This is a genomic window from Streptomyces sp. NPDC050528 (assembly GCF_044457795.1).
In the GTDB taxonomy this organism is placed as follows: Bacteria; Actinomycetota; Actinomycetes; order Streptomycetales; family Streptomycetaceae; genus Streptomyces.
In genome coordinates this window covers 80008-105470 of sequence record NZ_JBITHH010000023.1, presented here as the reverse complement: position 1 = coordinate 105470, position 25463 = coordinate 80008, and the positions used below count along the sequence as shown (strand labels likewise).

At 69.5% G+C, this 25463-nt stretch carries 24 protein-coding genes; 8 read left to right on the top strand and 16 right to left on the bottom strand.

The features are described 5' to 3' along the window. Nucleotides 1–149: 149 nt before the first annotated feature. From ACIBK4_RS48985 to cseC, 4 genes are all read left to right on the top strand, one after another. Entirely contained in the window at nt 150–689 is a 540-nt protein-coding gene (locus tag ACIBK4_RS48985) for a SigE family RNA polymerase sigma factor (RefSeq protein ID WP_019064956.1), read from the top strand. After that, nucleotides 677–1396 (top strand): hypothetical protein, encoded by a 720-nt coding sequence (locus tag ACIBK4_RS48980; protein WP_399006405.1) that lies wholly within the window; start codon nt 677–679, stop codon nt 1394–1396. Before ACIBK4_RS48985 ends, ACIBK4_RS48980 begins: the two co-directional genes overlap by 13 nt. A gap of 192 nt (nt 1397–1588) precedes the next feature. After that, nucleotides 1589–2296, top strand: coding sequence for a two-component system response regulator CseB (cseB, locus tag ACIBK4_RS48975; protein ID WP_366436821.1), 708 nt, complete (start codon nt 1589–1591; stop codon nt 2294–2296). An 8-nt stretch (nt 2297–2304) separates the two neighbouring features. Next, nucleotides 2305–3648: a two-component system sensor histidine kinase CseC gene (gene cseC / locus ACIBK4_RS48970; protein WP_399006402.1), complete on the top strand. Its 1344-nt coding sequence runs from the start codon at nt 2305–2307 to the stop codon at nt 3646–3648. 233 nt (nt 3649–3881) lie between these two features. On the opposite strand, the gene ACIBK4_RS48965 is transcribed toward cseC, so the two are convergent. From ACIBK4_RS48965 to ACIBK4_RS48950, 4 genes are all read right to left on the bottom strand, one after another. Further along, a complete protein-coding gene (locus ACIBK4_RS48965; protein ID WP_399006400.1) occupies nt 3882–4754 on the bottom strand; it encodes a class I SAM-dependent methyltransferase in 873 nt (290 codons plus the stop codon). After that, nucleotides 4751–5185, bottom strand: a complete 435-nt coding sequence (locus ACIBK4_RS48960; protein WP_399006398.1) for a VOC family protein — start codon at nt 5183–5185, stop codon at nt 4751–4753. The genes ACIBK4_RS48965 and ACIBK4_RS48960 overlap by 4 nt, the downstream gene beginning before the upstream one ends. Continuing rightward, entirely contained in the window at nt 5182–5661 is a 480-nt protein-coding gene (locus ACIBK4_RS48955; protein WP_399006447.1) for a helix-turn-helix transcriptional regulator, read from the bottom strand. The genes ACIBK4_RS48960 and ACIBK4_RS48955 overlap by 4 nt, the downstream gene beginning before the upstream one ends. 551 nt (nt 5662–6212) lie before the next feature. Beyond that, nucleotides 6213–7814, bottom strand: coding sequence for an MDR family MFS transporter (locus ACIBK4_RS48950; RefSeq protein ID WP_399006397.1), 1602 nt, complete (start codon nt 7812–7814; stop codon nt 6213–6215). Between the two features lie 127 nt (nt 7815–7941). Here ACIBK4_RS48950 and ACIBK4_RS48945 point away from each other — a divergent pair, with 127 nt between their 5' ends. Then, complete coding sequence (locus tag ACIBK4_RS48945) at nt 7942–8538, top strand: helix-turn-helix domain-containing protein (RefSeq protein ID WP_366436905.1); 597 nt, start codon at nt 7942–7944, stop codon at nt 8536–8538. A 10-nt stretch (nt 8539–8548) separates the two neighbouring features. On the opposite strand, the gene ACIBK4_RS48940 is transcribed toward ACIBK4_RS48945, so the two are convergent. Then, nucleotides 8549–9136, bottom strand: coding sequence for a M23 family metallopeptidase (locus ACIBK4_RS48940; RefSeq protein WP_399006395.1), 588 nt, complete (start codon nt 9134–9136; stop codon nt 8549–8551). 457 nt (nt 9137–9593) lie between these two features. Here ACIBK4_RS48940 and ACIBK4_RS48935 point away from each other — a divergent pair, with 457 nt between their 5' ends. Together ACIBK4_RS48935 and ACIBK4_RS48930 are read left to right on the top strand one after the other, a co-directional pair. After that, on the top strand, nt 9594–10205 hold the full coding sequence (locus tag ACIBK4_RS48935; RefSeq protein WP_399006393.1) for an HAD family acid phosphatase: 612 nt from the start codon (nt 9594–9596) through the stop codon (nt 10203–10205). A gap of 68 nt (nt 10206–10273) precedes the next feature. Then, a complete protein-coding gene (locus ACIBK4_RS48930) occupies nt 10274–13309 on the top strand; it encodes an NACHT domain-containing protein (RefSeq protein ID WP_399006390.1) in 3036 nt (1011 codons plus the stop codon). An 80-nt stretch (nt 13310–13389) separates the two neighbouring features. On the opposite strand, the gene ACIBK4_RS48925 is transcribed toward ACIBK4_RS48930, so the two are convergent. Further along, complete coding sequence (locus ACIBK4_RS48925) at nt 13390–15918, bottom strand: ATP-dependent Clp protease ATP-binding subunit (RefSeq protein ID WP_384288028.1); 2529 nt, start codon at nt 15916–15918, stop codon at nt 13390–13392. Between the two features lie 441 nt (nt 15919–16359). Between ACIBK4_RS48925 and ACIBK4_RS48920 the strand changes: the two genes are divergently transcribed. Next, nucleotides 16360–17007 (top strand): SCO3374 family protein, encoded by a 648-nt coding sequence (locus ACIBK4_RS48920; RefSeq protein WP_399006388.1) that lies wholly within the window; start codon nt 16360–16362, stop codon nt 17005–17007. On the opposite strand, the gene ACIBK4_RS48915 is transcribed toward ACIBK4_RS48920, so the two are convergent. The 10 genes from ACIBK4_RS48915 to ACIBK4_RS48870 form a co-directional block, all read right to left on the bottom strand. Further along, a complete protein-coding gene (locus tag ACIBK4_RS48915; protein ID WP_366436831.1) occupies nt 16986–17321 on the bottom strand; it encodes an Lsr2 family protein in 336 nt (111 codons plus the stop codon). The two genes, ACIBK4_RS48920 and ACIBK4_RS48915, sit on opposite strands and share 22 nt — an antisense overlap. A 224-nt stretch (nt 17322–17545) precedes the next feature. Then, entirely contained in the window at nt 17546–18079 is a 534-nt protein-coding gene (locus ACIBK4_RS48910) for an amino-acid N-acetyltransferase (protein ID WP_019064250.1), read from the bottom strand. Between the two features lie 9 nt (nt 18080–18088). Continuing rightward, on the bottom strand, nt 18089–18502 hold the full coding sequence (locus tag ACIBK4_RS48905) for a BlaI/MecI/CopY family transcriptional regulator (RefSeq protein WP_078623229.1): 414 nt from the start codon (nt 18500–18502) through the stop codon (nt 18089–18091). Between the two features lie 120 nt (nt 18503–18622). Then, the gene (locus tag ACIBK4_RS48900; RefSeq protein WP_399006385.1) at nt 18623–18802 is read right to left on the bottom strand and encodes a hypothetical protein; all 180 of its coding nucleotides are present in this window, start codon (nt 18800–18802) and stop codon (nt 18623–18625) included. A 48-nt stretch (nt 18803–18850) separates the two neighbouring features. Next, nucleotides 18851–19513: a hypothetical protein gene (locus tag ACIBK4_RS48895; RefSeq protein WP_399006444.1), complete on the bottom strand. Its 663-nt coding sequence runs from the start codon at nt 19511–19513 to the stop codon at nt 18851–18853. Between the two features lie 486 nt (nt 19514–19999). Further along, nucleotides 20000–20797: a type III pantothenate kinase gene (locus tag ACIBK4_RS48890; RefSeq protein WP_399006383.1), complete on the bottom strand. Its 798-nt coding sequence runs from the start codon at nt 20795–20797 to the stop codon at nt 20000–20002. Nucleotides 20798–20799: 2 nt separating this feature from the next. Then, entirely contained in the window at nt 20800–21777 is a 978-nt protein-coding gene (gene nadC / locus ACIBK4_RS48885) for a carboxylating nicotinate-nucleotide diphosphorylase (RefSeq protein WP_399006381.1), read from the bottom strand. Between the two features lie 5 nt (nt 21778–21782). Next, the gene (locus ACIBK4_RS48880) at nt 21783–23501 is read right to left on the bottom strand and encodes an L-aspartate oxidase (RefSeq protein WP_399006379.1); all 1719 of its coding nucleotides are present in this window, start codon (nt 23499–23501) and stop codon (nt 21783–21785) included. Next, on the bottom strand, nt 23498–24505 hold the full coding sequence (panC, locus tag ACIBK4_RS48875; protein WP_399006377.1) for a pantoate--beta-alanine ligase: 1008 nt from the start codon (nt 24503–24505) through the stop codon (nt 23498–23500). The genes ACIBK4_RS48880 and panC overlap by 4 nt, the downstream gene beginning before the upstream one ends. Next, complete coding sequence (locus ACIBK4_RS48870) at nt 24502–25422, bottom strand: Rossmann-like and DUF2520 domain-containing protein (RefSeq protein ID WP_399006375.1); 921 nt, start codon at nt 25420–25422, stop codon at nt 24502–24504. The genes panC and ACIBK4_RS48870 overlap by 4 nt, the downstream gene beginning before the upstream one ends. Between the last annotated feature and the right edge of the window lie 41 nt (nt 25423–25463).

The window sequence follows — 25463 nt, the reverse complement described above, 5'->3', positions numbered from 1 at the left end:
GGACAGCCGAGCGCTCCCCGCAGGCTGCTCCGCACAGCTCCGTGACAACCCCTCCGTAACTTCATTTGTGTGCCGCAGACCGGCGGGACAGCACAGCAGAGGACAACCGACAGCAGGCGGGTCGGACACGGGGATGGAGGCGGTTGATCATGGCGCAGGGCGAGGTGCTCGAATTCGAGGAGTACGTCCGCACCCGACAGGACGCGCTGCTGCGCAGCGCCCGCCGGCTGGTGCCGGACCCGGTCGACGCCCAGGACCTGCTCCAGACGGCGCTGGTACGGACGTACGGCCGCTGGGAGACCATCGAGGACAAGCGCCTCGCGGACGCGTACCTGCGCCGCGTCATGATCAACACGCGCACCGAGTGGTGGCGCGCCCGCAAGCTCGAAGAGGTGCCCACCGAGCAGCTTCCGGACGCGAGCGTCGACGACGCGACCGAGCAGCACGCGGACCGGGCGCTTCTTATGGACATCATGAAAGTTCTCGCTCCGAAACAGCGCAGTGTTGTCGTCCTGCGACACTGGGAGCAGATGTCCACCGAAGAGACGGCCGCCGCCCTGGGCATGTCGGCCGGTACGGTCAAGAGCACGCTGCACCGGGCGCTCGCCCGGCTCCGGGAGGAGCTGGAGGCCCGCGACCTGGACGCACGCGCGCTGGAGCGTGAGGAGCGGGAGCGTTGCGCGGCCTGAGCGACGACACCCCCGGGCCCGGCGGCCCGAGCCACGACCCTCCGGGGCCGGGCTCGCGTGACACCGCCGGGCCAGGACGCGTGCGCGGAAGCCTGGAGGCGGCGTTCACGGCGATGGCCGTGCTCGCCGCCCTCGCCCTGTTGGTGTCCGGCTGCGCCACGGGCGGCACGGGCGCGCGTGACGAGGGCCCGGCGCACTCCGACTCGGTGGCGGGCGTGGCGGAGGCGTCCGCTCCCACCCCCTCCGCGACGGTCGACGAGCACGTGGACGCGGTCAAACTCGTCATGGACGACCCGAAGGTCTCGGCGGCGGTCAAGCACGAGCTGAAGCCGTGCGTCGCCGACGAGTACGCGGTCGACGTGTCGTACGGAGTGCTGACCGGCGGCACCGCGAACGACGTCGTCGTCAACGTGATGACCTGCGGTGATGCGGTGGGGATCGGCTCGTACGTGTATCGCGACAAGGGCGGGACGTACGAGAATGTGTTCAAGGCCGAGGAACCCCCGGTCTACGCGGAGATAGACCGCGGCGATCTGGTCGTCACCAAGCAGGTGTACGAGAAGGGCGACCCGGTGTCGAGTCCCTCCGGGGAGAACGTGATCACGTACCGCTGGACCTCGGGCCGTTTCGTGCAGGAGTACAGCACCCACAACGAGTACAGCAATGCGGTCGGGGGCGACGCGTCACCCGCCCCGAGCAAGAACTGAACCCGATCGGAACCGGAATCAAACCGATCGGAATCGAACCGATCGGAATCAGCCCCACCAGAATCTCTTCGGAACCGAACCGATCGCCACTGAACCGATCGGCCACCCCGATCCGATCCTTCAGTGAACGCGGACGCCGCTCCGGGCGTCCCATGCTTGAGAACGACACATACGAGGACTGAGAGCACCGGGATGGCAGACCAGACCCACGTCCTGTTCGTCGAGGACGACGACGTCATCCGCGAGGCCACCCAACTCGCCCTGGAGCGGGACGGCTTCGTGGTGACCGCCATGCCCGACGGCCTGTCGGGCCTGGAGGCGTTCCGGGCGGACCGCCCCGACATCGCGCTGCTGGACGTGATGGTCCCGGGCCTGGACGGCGTGAGCCTGTGCCGCCGTATCCGGGACGAGTCGACGGTCCCGGTGATCATGCTGTCGGCACGGGCGGACTCGATCGACGTGGTGCTGGGCCTCGAAGCCGGCGCCGACGACTACGTCACGAAGCCCTTCGACGGCGCGGTCCTGGTGGCCCGCATCCGCGCGGTCCTGCGCCGCTTCGGACACGCGAGCGGCAGCGACCGTACGGCGGACGCGGAGGCGGCCCCGGTGGACGGCGGGGTGCTCACCTTCGGCGATCTGGAGATCGACACCGAGGGCATGGAGGTACGCAAGGCGGGGCAGCCGGTGGCGCTGACGCCGACCGAGATGCGGCTGCTCCTCGAATTCTCCTCGGCACCGGGCACGGTGCTGTCCCGCGACAAGCTCCTGGAGCGGGTGTGGGACTACGGCTGGGGCGGTGACACCCGGGTCGTGGACGTCCATGTGCAGCGGCTGCGGACGAAGATCGGCCAGGACCGGATCGAGACGGTCCGCGGCTTCGGCTACAAGTTGAAGGCCTGAGCAGGGGTATGCGGGGGAATTCACGGCGCAGGGTCCCGTCGTTCATGGACAGAGCGGGCATCCGTACGGGCCTGAGATGGAAGCTCAGCGCGGCCATCGCGCTGGTCGGCACGCTGGTCGCGATCGCGCTCAGCCTGGTCGTGCACAACGCGGCCCGGGTCTCGATGCTGGACAACGCACGCGACCTCGCGGACGAGCGCGTCCAGATCGCCCAGCGCAACTACGAGCTGTCCGGGCGCCCGAACTTCCCCAGCATCAAGATCGACGACCCGAGTCTGCCGTCGGCGCTGCGCGAGAAGGTCGGGGAGGGCCGCCGGGCGACGTACGTCACCGACCGGCCGCACGGGGTGCCGGACATCTGGGCGGCCGTACCGCTCAAGGACGGTCACGTCATGTCCTTGCACACCGGGTTCACCGACCGCAGCACGGACATCCTCAAGGATCTCGACCAGGCCCTGGTGATCGGCTCGATCGCGGCCGTGCTCGGCGGCAGCGCGCTCGGTGTCCTGATCGGCGGCCAGCTCTCGCGCCGCCTGCGCAAGGCGGCGGCCGCGGCGAACCAGGTCGCCAAGGGCGAGACGGACGTACGGGTACGGGACGCGATCGGCGGTGTCGTACGCGACGAGACCGACGACCTGGCTCGCGCTGTGGACGCGATGACGGACGCGCTGCAACAGCGACTTGAGGCGGAACGCCGAGTCACCGCGGACATCGCACACGAACTGCGCACCCCGGTGACGGGCCTGCTGACCGCAGCCGAACTACTCCCTCCGGGCCGCCCCACCGAGCTGGTCCTGGACCGAGCGAAGGCGATGCGCACGCTCGTCGAGGACGTCCTGGAGGTCGCCCGGCTCGACGGGGCGTCCGAGCGGGCGGAGTTGCAGGACCTGATGCTGGGCGACTTCGTGAGCCGCCGGGTGCTCGCGAAGGACCCGGACGCGGTGGTGCACGTCGTACACGAGTCGGAGGTCACCACTGACCCCCGCCGCCTGGAACGCGTCCTGTTCAACCTCCTCGCCAACGCGGCCCGCCACGGCAAACCGCCGATCGAGGTCTCGGTCGAGGGCCGGGTCATCCGCGTCCGCGACCACGGCCCCGGCTTCCCCGAGGAACTCCTCGCGGAGGGCCCCAGCCGCTTCCGCACCGGCAGCAAGGACCGCGCGGGCCACGGCCACGGCCTCGGCCTGACCATCGCGGCCGGCCAGGCCCGCGTCCTCGGCGCCCGCCTCACCTTCCGCAACGTCCGCCCGGCAGGCGCACCGGACCACATCCCGGCAGAGGGCGCGGTGGCGGTGCTGTGGCTACCGGAGCACGCGCCTACGAGCACGGGGAGCTATCCGATGCTGCCGTAGCCTCCGGCGGTTGATCGGTGGGGCCGTGCCGTGGCCTCCGGCGGCCGACCGATGGAACCGTGCCGTAGCCTCCAGCGGCTGACCGATGGGACCGTGCCGTGGCCTCCGGCGGCTGACCGGTGGGACCGTGCTGTGACCTCGGGCGCCCGGCCCGAGCGGCGGGCGTAGCCTCCAGCGGCCGCCGGTGAGATCGAGGCTCCAGCAGCTGGCCCCCACCACCGGACCCGCCCCCCTCACGTACTCCCCACCATCACCTCCTCCCCCCGAGAAGGCGCAGCCCCCTCCACCCGCCCCCCGAAATACCGCTCCGCAAGCTCCAGGGCCGACACATACCGCACGCCCTGGAACCCGCACTCACGCCCCAACTCCAGAACCTGTTCCGGGGTGAAGAAGCTGAGGAACGGTGTTCCCGCGGCACGTGCTCCCCGTACCGCGACCTCCAACTGCGCGCGCTGCTCCGGCTCTACGTCGTCCACGGGCCGTAGGAACGTGGTGACCAAGGTGGAGCCCGGGGCAAGGCCGGCGACGCGGCGGAACATCGTGGTGATGGCGTCGCGGGTGAGGTACATGGTCACGCCGGTCGCGGCCACGACGGCAGGGCGCCCCAAGTCGAGCCCGGCGGAGGCCAGTTGCCCCCACCAGTCGCCCTCGAAGTCGACCGGTACGAACCGCAGCCAGTCCGGGATGTCGTACCCGAGTTCCGCCAACCGCCGCCGCTTCCACGCCTGCGTGCCGGGCCGCTCGACCTCGAACACCCGGAGTTTCGCGCCGAGTTCGGGCCGCCGCTGGGCGAAGGTGTCGAGGCCGGCGCCAAGGATGACGTACTGCTCCACACCCTTCCCGGCCTGTTCCTCCACCACGTCCTCGACGAAGCGGGCCCGCGCGACGATCGACGCCCGGATCCGCCGCGTGGCCTCGACGTCCATGTCGGGCCGCTCACGCCACTTCTCCCCCGGGTCCGCGAGCCGCAGCCCGACCTCGTCCTCGATGACATGCGGCGGCGGATCGGCCTGGGCGTGCAGGGCCCGCCACAACGCGACCCGCACAGCCGTGTGATCCGGCTCGACCTCGGCCGCTTCCGCCACCGACCGCTGCTCCCCGGTCATCCGAAGTCCTTCGAGAAGTCCAGTTCCGCGCTGCGCTCGGTCAGCGAGTACCAGTTGCCGCTGTCGTCACGGAAGATCGCCTCGATGCCGTACGGCCGCTCGGTCGGCTCCTGAAGGAACTCCACCCCGCGTGCCTTGAAGGTGGCGTAGTCACCACGGCAGTCGTCGGTGGTGAACGCCCCGGCCCCCACCGCCCCCTTGCCGACCAGCTTCTTCAACGCCTCGGCCGACTCGGGGTCGAGCCCCGGCCCGTCCAGGCTCATCAGGGTGAGCGCGACGTCGGGCTGATTCTTGGCGCCCACGGTGACCCACCGCATGTCGCCCATCGAGATCTCGTCGCGCAATTCGAAGTCGAGTTTCTCGGTGAAGAAGGCTTTGGTGCGCTGTTGGTCGAAGGTCCACACGGTGGCGATGCCCAGGCCCTGGATCATGTCTCCGCACTCCTGTCGGACGGGGTGGAGGCCGAGGTGGCTTCCTGCTCATCACCGTAGGCAGGGCGGGAGGCAGGACGCTTCTTCAAAGTTGCGGTGGGGAAACCGCCGGCCCAGAGCATCGCGTAACACCCGGGGATGAGCGCGGCCCCGCGCCCCACATGCGTGCTCCGGTACGCACTCGGCGTCAGCCCGGTCCGCGCCTTGAACCGCGCCGAGAACGTACCGAGGCTGCTGAAACCGACCAGATGACAGATCTCTGTAACCGAGAGATCGGCACTACGCAGCATCTCCTCGGCCCGTTCGATCCGCCGATGCGTCAGATACTGCCCCGGCGTCTCGCCGTACGCCTCCTTGAAGACCCGCAGAAAGTGATACCGCGAATACCCGGCATGCGCAGCCACCGCGCCCAGATCGAGCTCCGGCTCGGCCCAGTCACGGTCCATGACGTCCTTGGCCAGACGCAACTGCCGCATTTTGTCCATGAACCCGATGGTGACACGCCCCACTGACAACGACACCGGGCCGATCAATCCGCCGGCTCCCGGGCCGTCCAATACCGGCCCGGCCAATCCGGCAGCTCCGGTACTTCCCAACACCGACCGGCAAATTCAGCCCGTCCGGCACCTCCCGACACAGGCCCGCATCTCAATACAGGCCCGCATTAGTCAACCTGCCCGGCACCCTCGCCCCCGGCCCGCGCTATCCATACCGTCCGGCACTTCTCAGCACAGGCCCGCATCATTCAGCCCGTCCGGCACCCCCGACCCCGGCCCGCACCATCCATACCGTCCGGCACCTCTCAACACAGGCCCCGTAATTCAGCCCGTCCGGCGTTTGAGGACGAGGCCCCTTCAGGGCCGATAAGGGGGCCCGGGGGCAGAGCCCCCGGCAACGGACCCGCAGCCGACCATGCACGCACTCACCCGCACGCACGCGTGCACCCCGGAACACACCCACGCACACACAAAGAAGGCCCCCCGGGGCGGACACCAACCGGGGGACCTTCAGTTCACTGGCGACAGATTCAGACCGCTTCGACGATCGGCAACTGCTCCGCCGCGCCCTCACCCGAACCCTCAGCCTTCGGCCCCGCCCCCTTGAGCGGAACCTCCTTCACGAACACGGCCGCCACCAACGCGACCACAGCCACCACCGCCCCCAACAGGAACGCGGAGTGAATCCCGGAAGACACCGCATGCTGATACGCCTCACGAGCCACCGCCGGCAACTTCGCCAGACTCTTCGCATCCAGCTGCGCCGACTGCTCCGTCACCTTGGACCCGATCGCCCCGGCCCGCGCAGCCATGACGTCCTGCACCCGGTGATTGAACAGCGCCCCCATGATGGCGACACCGAACGACGACCCGAGCGTCCGGGACAACGTGCTCGTGGAGGACGCGACCCCCATGTCCTTCATCTCGACGCTGTTCTGCGCGACCAGCATGGTGATCTGCATCAGGCAGCCCATACCGAGACCGACGACAGCCATGAACACACCGGACATGAACCGCGTCGTATCCGTGTCCATGGTCGAGAGCAGATACAGCCCGACGACCATCAGCACACTGCCGACGACCGGAAACACCTTGTACTTACCGGTGTTGGTGGTCACCCGCCCCGCGACCATCGAGGTCACGAGCATCGCCCCGAGCATCGGCAGCAGCAGCAACCCGGAGTTCGTAGCGGACGCGCCCTGCACGGACTGCTGGTACAGCGGCAGGAACAGCGTCGCCCCGAACATCACGAACCCGGTGATGAAGCCGATGATCGCCATGAGGCTGAAGTTGCGGCTGCGGAAGATGTGCAGCGGTACGACCGGCTCGGCCGCCTTGGTCTGCCAGAACACGAACCCGACGAGCGCGGCCACACCCAGCCCGATCAGTTCCATGATCCGCGCGGAGGTCCAGGCGTACTGCGAACCGCCCCACGTGGTGACGAGCACGATCGAGGTGATGCCGACGGTCAGCAGCCCGGCACCCAGGTAGTCGATCCGCGCCTGCGACCGCTTCTTCGGCAGGTGCAGCACCGCACTGATCGCGGCCAGCGCGATGACACCGAGCGGCAGGTTGATGTAGAAGGACCAGCGCCAGCCCCAGTTGTCGGTGATGGTGCCGCCGACCAGCGGTCCGCCGATCATCGCGAGCGCCATGACGCCGGCCATCATGCCCTGGTACTTGCCCCGCTCACGCGGCGGGATGAGGTCACCGATGATCGCCATGACACCGACCATCAGACCACCGGCACCGAGACCCTGAATGGCCCGGAAACCGATCAACTGCCCCATGTTCTGCGCCATACCGCTCAGCGCGGACCCGGCCAGGAAGATCACGATCGAGGTCATGAAGGCGCCCTTGCGCCCGTACATGTCACCGAGCTTGCCCCACAGCGGGGTCGAGCTGGCCGTGGCGAGCGTGTACGCGGTCACGACCCACGACAGGTGCTCCAGCCCGCCCAGCTCACCGACGATCGTCGGCATGGCAGTGCCCACGATCATGTTGTCGAGCATCGCGAGCATCATGGTGATCATCAGAGCGAGCAGAACGACCCGCACGCTCTTCGGCTGTTTGCCGTCCGCCTCCGGCCCGGGTGCCCCTGGCCCGGCCTCGGCCGTCTGTGTGTCCGCCATCTTTCCCACTCCCCTTGTACTGCCCCCGGCCGACCACTTACTTGCCGCCCGGCTAGTTGACTACACTCAGGGAAAGTAGACCCGTAACTAGCCGGGCGTCAAGTAAGTTTGCCGGGGCATGAAACGAATGGGCGGCACCATGGACGGCACCAAGCGGCAGCGTCGCGGAGACACTCGCCAGCGCATCCAGGACGTGGCGCTCGAACTCTTCGCCGAGCAGGGCTACGAGAAGACCTCGCTGCGCGAGATCGCCGAGCACCTGGACGTCACGAAGGCGGCGCTCTACTACCACTTCAAGACCAAGGAAGAGATCCTCGTCAGCATCTTCGAGGACCTGACCCGGCCGATCGAGGAACTGATCGAGTGGGGCCGCGGCCAGCCGCACACCCTGGCGACCAAGCAGGAGATCGTACGGCGCTACAGCGACGCGCTCGACGGCGCGACCCCGCTGTTCCGCTTCATGCAGGAGAACCAGGCGACGGTACGGGACCTGCGCATCGGCGAGCGCTTCAAGGAGCGGATGCGCGGCCTCCGGGAGATCATGATCGACCCCGAGGCGAGCCTGGTCGACCAGGTGCGCTCCCTGAGCGCGATCTTCACGCTGCACGCCGGCATGTTCGCCGTGCACGACCTCGAAGGCGACCCCGAGGACAAGCACAAGGCCGTCCTGGAGGTCGCCACCGACATGATCACGCAGGCCCACGCGGGCACGAAGTCCGCTTAACCGGACCTGGTCAGACGGACACGCCCTTGCCGCGCAGGAACGCGACCGGGTCTATCGCCGAGCCGTAGTTGGCGGTCGTACGGATCTCGAAGTGCAGGTGGGGACCGCTGGAGTTGCCAGTGCTGCCGGAGAGCGCGATGTGCTGACCGGTGCTGACGACCTGGCCGACCTTCACGTCGATGCGCGAGAGGTGGGCGTACTGGGAGTACGTGCCGTTGCCGTGCTTGATGACGATGGCGTTGCCGTACGCGGCACCGTCGCCCGCGCCGTTGCCGCCGGCCTTGACGACGGTCCCGCCGTGCGCGGCGACGACGTTGGTGCCGCTGGCCACGGCGAAGTCCTGCCCGCTGTGGGTGGACTGCCACATGCTGCCGGCCTGGGCGAAGCTCGCGGACAGCGTGTACTTCTTCACCGGGTCGACCCAGGAGGCGGCGGTCTTCGCACTGACGGCCTTCGGCGCGACACTCGCGGTGGCGGTGGCGGCGCTCGCGACCCCGGTGCCCAGCACGGCGGTGGCCCCCAGCCCGACGGCCAGGACGGCCACCCGGGTGCGGAGCGAAGACGTACGGGAAGAACGGGACGTGGCGCGCTGGAACATCGAAACCTCACGGGGACGGGGACAGAAAAGCCACCCGGCGCACGGTCGGCCACCGGATGACACGTCCATTGGTAACCCCCGCCCCCACGAACCCCCAAACAGCCTTTCTACGACGGAAGCTAGTACTTCACCACAAAACTTCCGACTTCTTGACAGAGCTCATCTTCAGCAAAAATCACCCCCCGGACGGCAAAAACACCCATTCGGTTCCACTCGACGCGACGCAAAAAGTCCGTTTTGCCCTGAAGAAGGCTTACGACTATCCGCCCTAGTAGGCACCGAATCGCCTGTGCGGCTTGTCACCGGCCGGGTCGGTCGCCGCCCGCGGAAATGTGGCGCAGACCTCTGTACGCCTACCGTTCAGTAACCTTACGGTTCCCCTCACGCCACCCTCGCCCGCGACCATGCCTTCTGCACCGACCGGCAGCGCACAGACGTGAGAGGAACCCCCACCCCCATGACGAGACGACGCCCCTGGGCTCGCCGTACCGCCATAGCCGCCGTGACCGCGGCCGCCCTCGCGACGCTGACCGTCCCCGCGGAGGCCGCGACGGCGACCAGCACCGCGACCGCCACGGTGGACTACGCCACGTGGCAGGCCGACTGCCAGACGGTGATGAACCAGGCCCTGCCCTACCTGAAGCAGCGCATCGCGGCCACCAAGCCCGGCGAGAAGCAGGCGATCGTCTTCGACATCGACAACACCACCCTGGAGACCGACTTCGGCTTCAGCTGGCCCCAGCCGGCCAACAAGCCGGTCCTCGCGGTCGCCAAGTACGCCCAGGAGCACGGCGTTTCGCTGTTCTTCGTGACGGCCCGCCCCGGCATCATCTACCTGCCGACCGAGTACAACCTCGAACACGACGGCTACGACGTCGACGGCCTCTACGTCCGCGGCCTCCTCGACCTCTTCAAGGACGTCGCCGACTACAAGACGGCCCAGCGCGCCACGATCGAGAGCAAGGGCTACACGATCATCGCGAACATCGGCAACAGCGCCACCGACCTGTCGGGCGACCACGCCGAGAAGACCTTCAAACTTCCGGACTACGACGGCCAGTTGTCGTAGTAGTCACCTGGTCATCGCCTGATCATCGATAGGCTCCATCTGTTTCCCAACGGCTACGGGGGTGGCGGATGGAGCCCGCGGTACTCGGCGGCAAACTGGCGTCCAGCCTGATCGCACCGCTGGTGAAGAGACTGTTCGTGGCGGACGGCCCGGGCGCGGGGCTGGTCGACAAGCCGGTCCGGCTGAAGGACCTGGTGTCCTTCAAGGGCGAGAAACGCGTACTGAACGAGAAGGACGTCCGCAGACTCGCCGAGCACGTCGTCCAACAGGCGATGGACTCCCCCGGCGAGCGCCCCTTCCGTTCCGCCGAACAGACCGCCGTGGCCGACGCGTTGGCCCGTCGCCTCCTCGCCCTCGGCGACCTGGACATGGACGACGTCCAGGCCGTACGTCTGGGCCACCGCGAACTCGCCAAGAAACTCCACCACCAGGCCCCGGCCCCCGACGGCCTCTCCACCGACGCCTGCTACTTCCTCGACTCCGCGACCGAGTGGGCCTGCCTCCAGATCCTGGAGTTCTTCACCCGCCGCTCCACCTTTGTGGCTCGCACCCTCGTGGAACAGACCCGAAGCCAGGCCGAACTCATCGCGAGAATCGACGAGTTGATCGCCCGCAGCCCCCGCCCCGGTTCCCAGGACCGCACCTTCGAACGCCGCTACCTCCCGTACGTCGCCGAGCGCCACAACCACATCACCATCTACGGCATCGATCTGCGCGACTCCCCGGACCGCTGGCCCCTCGAAGTCGCGTACCTGAGCCTGGAGGCGACGGCGACAGAGGAACGCCACCTCCCCGACGAACACCCCGGCGCCGCGTTCACCGTCCAACTCCCGGCCGAGGAAGCCCTGTTGACCCACGACCGTGTGCTGCTGCGCGGCGACGCGGGGTCCGGCAAGACGACGCTGGTGCAGTGGCTCGCGGTGACGGCGGCGCGGGACGGCGACCGCATCCCGTACGTCCTCCCCCTCCGCACCCTGATCCGAGCGGGCCAACTCCCGTCCCCCGCAGCCTTCCTGACGGCGACGGGCTGCCCCCACACCCCACCCGAGGGTTGGACGGAACGCGTCCTGACGGCCGGCCGGGCCCTGGTCCTCGTCGACGGCCTGGACGAGATCCCGTCCGCCGACCGCCACCGCACCCGCGACTGGCTCCAGTCCCTGATCAGCGCCTACCCCGGCAACAACTGGCTCCTCACCTCCCGCCCCACAGCGGTCCGCCCCGACTGGCTGGCCTCCGAGGGCTTCCGCGAACTGACCCTGGCCCCCATGCGCCGCCCCGAGGTGAAGACCTTCGTCGAACGCTGGCACGCGGCGGCCCGGGCCCCGGAGTACGAGGGCCCCCTCCTGGACTCCCTGCGCACGAAACGGGACTTGGCCCGCCTCGCCACGAACCCCCTGATGTGCGGCCTCATGTGCGCCCTGCACCGGGAACGGCGGGGCTATCTCCCCACAGACCGCAAGGAGTTGTACGACGCTGCCCTGACGATGCTGCTGGCCCGCCGGGACCGTGAGCGGGGCATGGGCGCGCTGGAGGGGTCGGAACTGGGCGAGGAGGCCCAACTGGAGATCCTCCAACGCCTCGCGTACGCCCTGGTGTTGAGCGGCCGCACGGAGATGGACGTGGAGACGGCGGAGGGCATCGTTGAACGATGCCTGCCCACGGTCGCGGGCCGGGGCGACGCCAGGACGGTACTGCGGGACCTGCTCCTGAGAAGCGGCCTGCTGCGCCAACCCGCCAACGGTGCCGTCGACTTCGTCCACCGCACCTTCCAGGACTACCTGGGCGCACGGTACGCCGTGGAGGAGGGCCACCTGGACGTCCTCCTCAGCCACGCGGACGACACCCAGTGGGAGGACGTGATCCGCCTGGCGGTGGCCCACGCCAGGCCGCGCGAACGGGTCGTGGTGCTACGGCAGTTGCTGTCCCGGAACGAGCCCCGGCTGACGCTCCTGGCCCTGGCCTGCCTTGAGCACGCGACGGCGTTGGATCCGGGGGTGCGCACGGAGGTCGAGACGCGGGCGGCCGCACTGATTCCGCCGCGCACGAGGGAGGACGCGCACTTCCTGGCGGGCGCCGGGCCACTCGTCCTGGAACTGCTGCCGGGTCCGGAAGGGCTCACGGACGAGGAGGCGAGGGCGGTCACGATCACCGCCTCGGTCCTGGGCGCGGGAGAGCCCGACGGTGCACTGGCCGTACTGCGACGCTTCCGCGACCATCGCTCCCTCGCCGTGAGACGTCAACTCGCGGGCACCTGGGACCGGTTCGACACCCGCGAGTACGCGGTCGAGGTACTCGACCATCTGTCGCGGGACGATCTCTTCGTGGTGTGCGACTCGCCCGAGCATCTGGACGCGCTGCGGCTGATGCGCCCTTGGCACAGGCTGACGATCCATGGTTCGTCCTCGCCGGCCGAGATCATCGATGCCGTGGGTGATCCCGACACGGTCGACGTCCTGGGTCTTGAGCGCAACGAGACGCTGTCCACCCTGGAGGAGCTGATGGCCTTCCGGTCCCTGGGCGCGTTGTGGCTGAAGGACTGCGTCAATGTCCGCGGCCTGGGCCGCTTGTCCGAACTGCCTCTCACAGAGCTGACGTTCAACCACATCGCCGACCCGTACGGCCTGCGGGCCCTGCACGGCCTCACTCGGCTCTCCCTGGACCAGCGGTTCCTGAGCGGACACCTGCACGACCACCTGCCCCAGGACGCGCCCCTTGAGTACCTGTACCTCGGCCGGAACACACTGACCTCCATCGGCCTGCGCGGGCTGGAGCGATGGCCGACACTCACCACCCTCAGCCTCGACAGGATGGACACCCCGCTGAGCGCCGGGGACTGGCAGGAAGCGAACCGCCTGCCCGCCCTGCGGAACCTCGTCCTGAACGGCTCCCTCGACGGCTACGCCGTGGACGCCATGCCGGAGCTGCCCTCGGTCGAGCACCTCCGGATGCCCACCCAGGGCGGAGTCCGGGACCGGCTCCGTACCCTCGCCTCGCGGCTCCCGGCGCTGCGCACGGTGACCATCAAGACGTACGGGCGAAAGGTCCCCCTCGACCTCTACGCCTCCTTCTTCCCCACCGCCGAAGTAATCGACGACCGCCTCTGACTCCCCCCGAACAACCGAAAGGGGCCGGTGCCAAAAGGCACCGGCCCCTTTCCCGGTCGTAAAACCCAAACCGCTGAGTCTTACGCCTCCTTGCTCAAATTCGGACCCGCGCCACCAGCAGCCGCGTCCTCGATCGGCGGGACATCGGGAAGCGCCGACTTCTCCTCACCCCGGAAGGTGAAGGTCTTCGCGTCGCCCTCGCCCTCGACATCCACGACCACGATGTGACCGGGACGCAGCTCGCCGAAGAGGATCTTCTCCGAGAGCGTGTCCTCGATCTCGCGCTGGATCGTGCGCCGCAGCGGACGCGCGCCCAGCACCGGGTCGTAACCCTTCTTGGAGAGGAGCTCCTTCGCGGGCTGGGAGAGCTCGATGCCCATGTCCCGGTCCTTGAGGCGCTCGTCCACCTTGCCGATCATCAGGTCGACGATCTGGAGGATGTCCTCCTGGGTGAGCTGCGGGAAGACGACGACGTCGTCGACACGGTTGAGGAACTCGGGGCGGAAGTGCTGCTTGAGCTCGTCCGAGACCTTGTTCTTCATGCGCTCGTAGTTGGACTTCGTGTCACCCGTGGCCGCGAAGCCCAGGTTGAAGCCCTTGGAGATGTCACGGGTTCCAAGGTTGGTCGTCATGATGATGACCGTGTTCTTGAAGTCCACGACCCGGCCCTGGGAGTCGGTCAGACGACCGTCCTCCAGGATCTGGAGAAGGCTGTTGAAGATGTCCGGGTGGGCCTTCTCGACCTCGTCGAAGAGGACGACCGAGAACGGCTTGCGACGGACCTTCTCCGTGAGCTGGCCGCCCTCTTCGTAGCCCACGTAACCGGGGGGCGAACCGAAGAGACGCGAGACCGTGTGCTTCTCGCTGAACTCCGACATGTCGAGGGAGATCAGCGCGTCCTCGTCACCGAAGAGGAACTCGGCGAGGGCCTTGGAGAGCTCGGTCTTACCGACACCGGACGGGCCGGCGAAGATGAACGAACCACCGGGACGCTTCGGGTCCTTGAGGCCCGCACGCGTACGACGGATCGCCTTCGAGAGCGCCTTGACGGCGTCCTTCTGGCCGATGACCCGCTTGTGGAGCTCGTCCTCCATGCGCAGCAGACGCGAGGACTCCTCCTCCGTGAGCTTGAAGACCGGGATGCCGGTGGCGGTCGCGAGGACCTCGGCGATCAGCTCGCCGTCGACCTCGGCGACGACGTCCATGTCGCCGGCCTTCCACTCCTTCTCCCGCTTGGCCTTCGCCGCCAGGAGCTGCTTCTCCTTGTCACGGAGAGAGGCCGCCTTCTCGAAGTCCTGGGAGTCGATGGCCGACTCCTTGTCCCTCCGCACGCCGGCGATCTTCTCGTCGAACTCGCGCAGGTCCGGCGGCGCGGTCATCCGGCGGATGCGCATCCGGGAGCCGGCCTCGTCGATCAGGTCGATCGCCTTGTCCGGCAGGAAGCGGTCCGAGATGTACCGGTCGGCCAGCGTGGCGGCCTGCACGAGCGCCTCGTCCGTGATGGAGACACGGTGGTGGGCCTCGTACCGGTCGCGCAGACCCTTGAGGATCTCGATGGTGTGCGGCAGGGACGGCTCCGCGACCTGGATGGGCTGGAAGCGGCGCTCAAGGGCCGCGTCCTTCTCCAGGTGCTTGCGGTACTCGTCCAGGGTCGTCGCACCGATGGTCTGGAGCTCACCGCGGGCCAGCATCGGCTTCAGGATCGAAGCGGCGTCGATGGCGCCCTCGGCGGCACCCGCACCGACCAGCGTGTGCAGCTCGTCGATGAACAGGATGATGTCGCCGCGGGTGCGGATCTCCTTGAGGACCTTCTTCAGGCGCTCCTCGAAGTCACCGCGGTAGCGGGAGCCGGCGACCAGTGCGCCGAGGTCCAGGGTGTAGAGGTGCTTGTCCTTGAGGGTCTCGGGCACCTCGCCCTTGACGATGGCCTGGGCGAGGCCCTCGACGACGGCGGTCTTGCCGACGCCGGGCTCACCGATCAGAACCGGGTTGTTCTTCGTACGGCGGGACAGCACCTGCATGACCCGCTCGATCTCCTTCTCGCGCCCGATGACCGGGTCGAGCTTGGACTCACGAGCGGCCTGGGTGAGGTTCCGGCCGAACTGGTCGAGGACCAGGGACGTCGAGGGGGTGCCCTCCGCAGGGCCGCCGGCGGTGGCGGTCTCCTTGCCCTGGTAACCGGAGAGCAGCTGGATCACCTGCTGCCGCACACGGTTGAGATCAGCGCCCAGCTTGACCAGGACCTGGGCGGCGACGCCCTCGCCCTCACGGATCAGGCCGAGCAGGATGTGCTCCGTGCCGATGTAGTTGTGGCCCAGCTGAAGGGCCTCGCGGAGCGACAGCTCCAGGACCTTCTTGGCACGGGGAGTGAAGGGGATGTGACCGGACGGCGCCTGCTGGCCCTGTCCGATGATCTCCTCAACCTGCTGGCGGACCGCCTCAAGCGAAATGCCGAGGCTCTCCAGGGCCTTTGCGGCGACACCCTCACCCTCGTGGATCAGGCCCAGGAGGATGTGCTCGGTGCCGATGTAGTTGTGGTTGAGCATCCGGGCTTCTTCCTGAGCCAGGACGACAACCCGCCGCGCGCGGTCGGTGAACCTCTCGAACATCGTTAATCGCTCCTCAGAGCGGTCAGGCAGTAAGGGGACGCTCCCCTCCCTGTCCTTCCGCAGCTTAGTCCCGCAAGCGGGGACCGCTCATTCCAACTGCCGACACCGGACCGAGAACCAACACTGCCTCCTGAACCGTAACGCCGACATCTGCTCCAACCTGATGGTGCGAGACGATGTTCCCGCAGGCCAGGCAGTTACCCTCACCATGAGTACGCCGATGGCGAACGTGAGACGCCCTTTTCTGCGTGTCGCCCCCTCCCACTAGGGATGTCTTACCCGTTCGCACTGACACTCCATGCCGAGCGCACCGGTTCCCTCCGCTACGGGCGAACAACCTTGCGCCGCCCCGCACCCCCGAACGCCCCGCTTCCCCGCACCCAGCGCAATCGCCGGGCCACCCAGCGTAACTCTCGGCCCGCTTCAACGGTTGCTCTTGGCATGGTTGGCACAGTCCCCCCTCTCAACACGGTCCCGCTCCCCCGTCGCCCCCTCGATCCGGACGACCGACAGCGGCACTGGTACGAGAACGAACTGGGGTGGCGCACGGTGCCCGGAGAGCCGCTACGGCTCGTCACGGGCCTGCGTTTCGACGTCCTGGACGTGCCGGTCGAGGCCGGTGTCGCGGCACTGTGGCGGCTGGGCCCGGATTCTCCGGTGGCCGTAAAGGGCGACCGGATGCGGCTGCTGGTGGCCGCGGGCAGCACGGAGGAACTCCCGGGGCTGCTGGACTGGCTGGAGTGGGGCGCTCTGGCGCACACGCTGGATCTGCTGGCGCTCGGCGCGGACGGGCTCATGGAGGCGCCGTCGATGCCCGGGGAACGGCCCGTACAGGCGCCGCGGCCCGGAGCGGGGCCCGTGGCAGGGCGATCGCTTCCCTCGGGCCGCTCGGGTCCCTTGCAGGGGGCCGCCGTATGGCTGCGGCCCCCCGAGCCGGGGTGCGAGGTCGAGGCCTCGCTGCCGACAATGCCGGCCGTGGGGGGCGTTGGACACGCCCCTGATCTCGTACGACTTGTGGACACGGTGGCCACACAGTGCCACCGGGTACGGCTGCGGCGTTCCTGCGCTCAGCCGTTGGCCTTCTCGTAGGCCTCGCGAATGGCCGCGGGAACACGACCGCGGTCGTTCACGTCGTGACCGTTCTCCTTGGCCCACGCGCGGATCAGCGCGGTGTCCTGGCTGCCACCGGCAGCGGCACGGGCCTTTCCGCGACCGCCTGAAGCGCGGCCACCGGTACGGCGCCCGCCCTTCACGTAAGCCTCCAGAAGTCCACGGAGCTTGTCCGCATTCGCGGTGGTGAGATCGATCTCGTACGTCTTGCCGTCCAGCGCGAACGTCACCGTCTCGTCCGCCTCGCCGCCGTCGAGGTCATCGACAAGAAGGACCTGAACCTTCTGTGCCACCGGATTTCCTTTCATCGATTACTTGCGGGCCTGGGGTCTGCGGCGTCCGCCGTTTCGCCGTCCCCTGTTATATGCAGTACTGCAGTACGTCGGAAAGCAAACCGCTTTTGCTGGAAAAACACAAACCCCTGGGAGAGACCGAGTGACCTCCCCCGCCCAGAAAGATGCGCGTTTCGGACATAGGGAACCTGGGCAGGGCGACCCGGCCTAATTGAGCGACGCGATCACAGATGCAGAAGCATCCGGCTGTTGCCCAAGGTGTTCGGTTTCACCCGTTCGAGACCGAGGAACTCCGCCACGCCCTCGTCATAGGAACGCAACAGCTCCGCGTAGACATCGGTGTCAACGGGTGTCTCACCGATCTCCACGAAGCCGTGCTTCGAGAAGAAGTCGACTTCGAAGGTGAGACAGAAAACGCGACGAACGCCTAGCCAGCGAGCTGTGTGCAGCAACTTCTCCAGCAACTGATGACCTACACCGGCACCCTTCAAGCCCGGCTTCACCGCGAGAGTGCGGACTTCCGCGAGGTCTTCCCACATGACATGCAGTGCCCCGCAGCCGACGACCTCGGCGTTGTCGTCCCGTTCGGCGACCCAGAACTCCTGGATGTCCTCGTAAAGAGTCACCGTCGCTTTGTCGAGCAGGATGCGACCGCGGACGTAGGCGTCAAGGAGTCGGCGCACCGCCTCGACATCGCCGGTCCGGGCCCGCCGGACGGTGATGGCTTTCGCGGTGACTTCGGGGTGCTCTGCTGACATGAGCGGACGCTATCGCCCACCGCCCGAGGGCGCGGAGCCGGGGTTCTGGACGCCATCCGCGGGTTCGGGTGTTTCCGGTCCCTGGACGATGCGTACGGCGCTGCGGAGGGCCTCGCGCTGTTCGTCGCTCATCATCCCGAAGAAGGCGACGAGAGCGGCCGCGGGGTTGTCGCTCTGGGACCAGGCGTCGTTCATCAGGGCGGCGGAGTAGGCGGCTCGTGTGGAGACCGCCTCATATCGATAGGCCCTGCCTTCCGCCTCACGACGCACCCAGCCCTTCTGATGGAGATTGTCCAAAACGGTCATCACCGTGGTGTACGCGATGGACCGTTCCTGCTGAAGGTCTTCCAGGACTTCTCGAACGGTCACCGGGCGGTTCCACTTCCACACCCGCGTCATGACCGAGTCTTCGAGTTCTCCCAATGGGCGAGGCACAGCTCAGAACCATAGTGGAAAGGGAACAAAAAGGGCGTACGACTCGGAAAGCACGCGCACGCGTGCGGGAGTCGTACGCCCTTGAAGACGCCGCGGAAAACGGAGGGTTCAGGCGTCGGCGGCCGAAGAGGCCTGGCGGGCGCTCTCCGCGCGCGCGATGGCGGCGTCGACGGCCGCGTCCTCCTTGGCCTTCATGTCCCCGCCCTGGGTCTTCACGATGACCCGGATCAGTCCGATGAAGAACACGGCCATGACGACCGGGGGCACGAGCGCGGAGACATAGTCCATGCCCTCCAGAGTAACCACGGGCTCAATGGAGGACGGGGCGGGGTCGGTTCAGCCGGCGGCGAGTTGCTGCGACGGATTCGCGGGAGGCACCACCGGCTTGCGCCGGGGAAACACCTCACCCGGGGTGGGGACGGGCCGGGACGGCTTCGGCGCCGCGGGCGCGGGCGCCGGAGAGGGCCGCTCGCCGGGCCGCTCCACAGGCTTGCGTACGGGCTCCTTGGCGTCCTCCCCGACGACTTCCCCACCCTCTCCCGAAAGGCCGCCCGAGCGGCCTCCAGGGAGCGCCAGGAGGCGGGTGCGCGAGGCGGGGACGGTGGGCGCGGGCCGGGCCGCACTCGTACGGCGGGCAAGACGCGCACGGACGTCCTGCTCGGCGAGGGCGAGGCAGCGGTCCAGGAGCACTGCTGCTGCGGGGTTCCCGCGCAGCGCTCTCAACGCGGAGAGGTCATCGACATCCGGGCGGTACCCGGCGCCGAGCGCCTCCTCCAGAAGGGTGAGGTAGCCGGCGGTGGTGCCGGGCAGGGCGGCGCGGTACCGGGCGAGGTCGGCGACCAGGAAGGCGCGCAGCCGGACTCCCTCGCGTACCGCCTCGTCGAGCGATTCGGCGAGCCGGAGACAGTCCTGGACGTCCTCGGCCGAGGCGGTTCGGGGCTGAAGGGCGAGGGCGAGAGCACGACGGAGCACACGCAGCTCCTCCGCACCGAACGCCATGCCGCCGCGGGATCCGTATGGCGTGGGCATGCGGCGACGATACGCGCTAATCAGACAAATTCGACATAGGGGGTGGGTGTGGCGCGGGGATTTCGCTGGACGGCGGGGGGCGAAGTTCGGGTCAGCGGGGGCGAGGTTCGGTTCGGCGGGGGCGGCGCCACGCGCGCGTGATCGCAGCGCCTCCGGTGAACGTCCTGGCCGAGGGCCGGTCGTGCACCACACACACGCGGGGTCACGCCGGGGCGATCACGGGGCCCGGGTCGGCGAGGCGACGCCACGCGCGTGCGGGGTCGCCGCAGGTGCGTGCGGCCGTGCAGGCGCTGATCCAGGGGCGGCGCCACGCGCGCGGGTCGCCTCGGTGAGGCACTCGCCAGCCAGCAGCACCCCGGTCGGCCGGGGTGTCGGCCGGCAGCACCCCGCGCGGGTCACATCCGAGGCGCCCGGGAGATGGCCGAGCAGCGCCTTGTGTGCCCCGCGCGCGCGGGGTCACATCCGGGACACGTTCCGCTCGTACACCAGTCGCAGGCCGATCAGGGTCAGCCAGGGCTCGTGTTCGTCGATGACCGAGGCCTCGCCCAGGACCATGGGGGCGAGGCCGCCGGTGGCGATGACCGTGACGTCCTCGGGGTCGTCGGCGAGTTCCTTGGCCATGCGGGTGACGACTCCGTCGACCTGGCCGGCGAAGCCGTAGACGATGCCCGACTGCATGGCCTCGACGGTGTTCTTGCCGATCACGCTGCGCGGCCGGGCCACCTCGATCTTGCGGAGCTGGGCGCCCTTGACGCCGAGGGCCTCGACGGAGATCTCGATGCCGGGGGAGATGACGCCGCCGATGTACTCCCCGCGCGCGGAGACCGCGTCGAACGTGGTCGCCGTACCGAAGTCGACGACGATCGCCGGGCCGCCGTAGAGCTCGACCGCGGCGACCGCGTTGATGATGCGGTCGGCGCCGACCTCCTTGGGGTTGTCGGTGAGGATCGGGACGCCGGTCTTGACGCCCGGTTCGACGAGGACGGCGGGCACGTCGCCGTAGTAGCGGCGGGTGACCTCGCGGAGTTCGTGCAGGACGGACGGGACGGTGGCGCAGATCGCGATGCCGTCGATGCCGTCGCCCAACTCCTCTCCGAGGAGTGGGTGCATGCCCATGAGGCCCTGGAGGAGGACGGCGAGTTCGTCGGCGGTGCGGCGCGCGTCCGTGGAGATGCGCCAGTGCTCGATGATCTCCTCGCCGTCGAACAGGCCCAGGACGGTGTGCGTGTTGCCCACGTCGATCGTGAGGAGCATGACTACTGCGCCTCGCGGAGGTCGAGGCCGATGTCCAGGATCGGTGCGGAGTGGGTCAGGGCTCCTACGGAGAGGTAGTCCACCCCGGTGTCGGCGTACGCCTTGGCGTTGTCCAGGGTGAGCCGTCCCGAGGCCTCCAGGGCGGCGCGGCCGTGGACGATGCCGACGGCCTCCGCGCACTCGCCGGGCGTGAAGTTGTCCAGCAGGATCAGGTCGGCGCCCGCGTCCAGGACCTCGCGGAGCTGGTGCAGGGTGTCGACCTCCACCTCGATCGCCAGGTCCGGGAAGGCCTCCCGTACGGCCTGGAAGGCCTGGGCGACGCCGCCCGCGGCGACCACGTGGTTGTCCTTGACGAGGGCCGCGTCCGAGAGCGACATGCGGTGGTTGACGCCACCGCCGCAGCGGACCGCGTACTTCTCCAGGGAGCGCAGTCCCGGCGTCGTCTTGCGGGTGTCGCGGACCTTCGCCTTCGTGCCGTCCAGGGCGTCGGCCCACGCGCGCGTGGCCGTCGCGATGCCGGAGAGGCGGCACAGGATGTTGAGCGCGCTGCGCTCGCCGGTCAGCAGGTCACGCGTGCGCGTGGTGACCGACAGGAGCTTCTGTCCGGCCTCCACGCGGTCGCCGTCCTCCACGTGCCGCTCGACCTCGAACTCGTCGGTGCAGACCACGGAGATCACCGCTTCGGCGACCCTGAGGCCCGCCACGACACCGGCCTCCCGCGCGGTGAAGTCGGCGGTGGCGACGGCCTCTTCGGGGATGGTCGCCACGGTCGTCACGTCGACGCCGCCGGCCAGGTCCTCCTGGATGGCGACATTGGCGATGTCCTCGACCTCCAGGGGGTCGAGTCCGGCGTCGGCCAGGAGCTCGGCGAGCGCGGGGTCGAGACCGCACTCCATGTACTCCTCGTCGGCGCCCGCGCCACAGGCACAGCCGTCGCCGCAGCCGCCGCTCTCGGCGAGGGGAAGGTCGTGGGTGCTCACGTCTGTCACTGCTCCTGGGGACGGTGCTGCCGGGTCGGGGGGAAGTCTGCGGTGTCCGTGGTGTGTACGGCCAGCGTGCGGTCCGGATTCAGCCGTACGACGATGTGGCGCCGCCACGCGGTGTCGTCGCGGTCGGCGTGGTCCTCGCGCCAGTGGCAGCCGCGGGTCTCGTCGCGCCGGGCTGCGGCGGTGACCAGGACGCGGGCCACGCACAGGAGGTTGGTGGCCTCCCAGGTGTCGACGCCGGGCTCGGCGGTCTTGCCGTTCTCGTCGAGGGCGTCACGGGCGTCGGTGTGCAGCTGCTGGAGCTGCTCGGCGGCCCGGGCGAGGGACTCGGCGGAGCGCAGGACGCCCGCGCCCTCGGTCATGATCCGCTGGATCGCGAACCGGGCCTCCGGGGCGAGCAACGGGTGCGCGGGCTTCTGGGGATGCGGGACCGGCTCGGGCACACGCGCGTGGAGGGCGTTCTCGGCCTGGCTCTCCGTGATGTCGGCGACGATGCGCTCGGCGTAGACGAGGCCTTCGAGAAGGGAGTTGGAGGCGAGCCGGTTCGCGCCGTGCACTCCGGTGCAGGCGACCTCGCCGCACGCGTACAGCCCGGGGACCGTCGTACGGCCCCGGGAGTCGGTGCGGACGCCGCCGGATGCGTAGTGGGCGGCCGGGGCGACCGGGACGGGCTCGGTGACCGGGTCGATGCCGTGGCTGCGGCAGGCGGCGAGGATCGTCGGGAAGCGGTGCTCCCACATGTCGGCGCCGAAGTGCCGGGCGTCCAGGAACATGTGCTCGGCGTCCAGCTCCAGCATGCGCCGCGTGATGCCCTTGGCGACGATGTCCCGGGGCGCCAGCTCGGCCAGTTCGTGCTGGCCCACCATGAAGCGCACGCCGTCGGCGTCGACCAGGTGGGCACCCTCGCCGCGCACCGCCTCGGAGACGAGGGGCTGCTGGCCCTCCGCGTCGGCGCCCAGGAACAGCACGGTCGGGTGGAACTGCACGAACTCCAGGTCGGAGACCTCGGCACCCGCGCGGAGGGCGAGAGCGACCCCGTCACCGGTCGACACGGACGGGTTGGTGGTCGCCGAGAAGACCTGCCCCATACCGCCGGTCGCGAGGACCACCGCGGGCGCGTGCACGGCGCCGACACCGTCGTGCTGGCCCTCGCCCATGACGTGCAGGCTCACGCCCGCCGTACGGCCTTCCGCGTCCGTCAGGAGGTCCAGGACGAGCGCGTTCTCGATCGTGCGCAGGCCACGCGCGTGTACGGCCTCGACGAGCGCCCTGGAGACCTCCGCGCCGGTCGCGTCCCCGCCGGCGTGCGCGATCCGGCGCCGGTGGTGGCCGCCCTCACGGGCCAGCTCCAGTCCTCCTTCGGAGGACTCGTCGAAGTGGGCGCCGGTCTCGATGAGCCGCCGTACGGCGTCGGGGCCCTCGGTGACGAGGATCCGTACGGCCTCCCGGTCGCACAGGCCCGCGCCGGCCACCAGGGTGTCGTCCAGGTGCTGTTCGGGGGTGTCGCCCTCCCCCAGGGCCGCGGCGATACCGCCCTGGGCCCAGCGGGTGGAGCCGTCGTCGAGGCGGGCCTTGGTGACCACGACCGTCCGCAGCCCGGCCGCCTCGCAGCGCAGGGCCGCGGTCAGACCGGCCACTCCGGAGCCGACGACCACCACGTCCGCGTCGATGGACCACCCGGGGGCGGGGGCATGCAGTCGTATGCCTGTGCTGGTCACGAGGCGGCTCCGAGGGTTCCGAAAGCGAGTGGGATGTTGTCGATCAGCCGGGTCGTCCCGACCCGGGCGGCGACCGCGAGAACGGCCTCTCCGGTGAAGTCCTCGTCGACGTCCGTGAAGTCGGACGGGTCGACCAGGGCGAGGTAGTCCAGGACGAGCGGCGGGTCCAGGCGGGCGGCGTCGTCGAGCACGAGGCGGGCGGCCGCGCGGACGGACGCCGGGTTGCCGGGACCGGGGGCCGCCTTGGCGACGGCGTGTGCGTCGGCCGCCGCGCGGGACTCCCCTATGGCGCTGAGGGCCTCGGCACGCGCGTGCGTGGCGGGCACCTCACGGGCCCGCGCGCGGAGCGCCTCCTGGGCCGCGTGCCGGTCGCGGCCGGCGAACAGGGCCTGGGAGAGGGCGAGTGCGGTGCGCCGCTCCTTGGGGGACAGATAACGGTTGCGGCTGGACAGGGCCAGGCCGTCGGCCTCGCGCACGGTCGGCACGCCGACGATCTCCATGCCGAAGTTCAGGTCGCGCACCATGCGGCGGATCAGGGCGAGCTGCTGGGCGTCCTTCTGGCCGAACAGGGCGACGTCGGGGCGGGTGAGGTGCAGCAGCTTGGCGACGACGGTGAGCATGCCGTCGAAGTGGCCGGGGCGGACCGCGCCCTCCAGGCGTTCGCCCATGGGGCCCGCCGAGATGCGCACCTGGGGTTCGCCGCCGGGGTAGACCTCGTCCACTGAGGGCGCGAACACCACGTCGGCGCCCGCCAGTTCGGCGATCTTGAGGTCGGCGTCCAGGGTGCGCGGGTAGCGGTCGAGGTCCTCGCCCTTGCCGAACTGCAGCGGGTTCACGAAGACGGTGACCACGACCTCGCCGTCCGGTCCGGCGACCTCGCGCGCGGTGCGGACCAGGGTGGCGTGGCCCTCGTGCAGGGCGCCCATCGTCATCACGACGGCGCGACGGCCCGCACGCGTGCGGGCGTGCAGTTCGTCGGCGGTGCGCAGCAGGGTGGTGGTCATCCGGCATCTCCCTCGGCGCCGTTGGCGAGCACCCCGAGGAGGTCCTCGGCGAGCTCCGGCTTCAGCAGCCCGTGGGCCAGCGCCCGGTCGGCGGTCGCGCGGGCCATCGCCAGATACCCGGCGACGGTCTGCGGGGCGTGCTTGCGCAATTCGGTGACATGCGCGGCCACGGTGCCCGCGTCCCCGCGCGCGACGGGGCCGGTGAGCGCCGCGTCGCCGGAGCGCAGCGCGTTGTCCAGGGCGGCACCCAGCAGCGGGCCGAGCATCCGGTCGGGGGCCTCGACACCGGCCGTGCGCAGCAGCTCCATGGACTCGGCGACCAGGGTCACCAGGTGGTTGGCGCCCAGCGCGAGGGCCGCGTGGTAGAGCGGGCGGTTCTCCTCGGCGATCCACTCGGGCTCGCCGCCCATCTCGATCACCAGGGCCTCGGCGGCCAGCCGCAGCTCCTCGGGCGCGGTGACCCCGAAGGAGCACCCGGCGAGCCGCTGGACGTCCACCGGAGTGCCCGTGAAGGTCATCGCGGGGTGCAGGGCCAGCGGCAGCGCGCCCACCCGCAGCGCGGGGTCCAGGACCTTCGCGCCGTAGCGCCCGGAGGTGTGCACGAGGAGCTGCCCCGGGCGTACGGCCCCGGTGTCGGCGAGGCCCTCCACGAGTCCGGGCAGGGCGTCGTCCGGGACGGTCAGCAGGACCAGGTCCGAGCGCTCCAGGACCTGCGCGGGCGTGACGACCGGCACGTCGGGGAGCATCAGCGCGGCCCGTCGCCTGGACGCGTCGGACACTCCGGAGACGGCCACCGGGCGGTGCCCCACCAGTTCGAGCGAGGCGGCCAGCGCGGGGCCCACCCGGCCGGCGCCGACGACACCGACGGCGAGCCGCGCGGGGCGGTCCTTGGGCTCTGGCTGTTGGAATGTACTCACGCGACGGCGGCCTTCCCGTTCCAGTCCGCTCCGGGTACCGG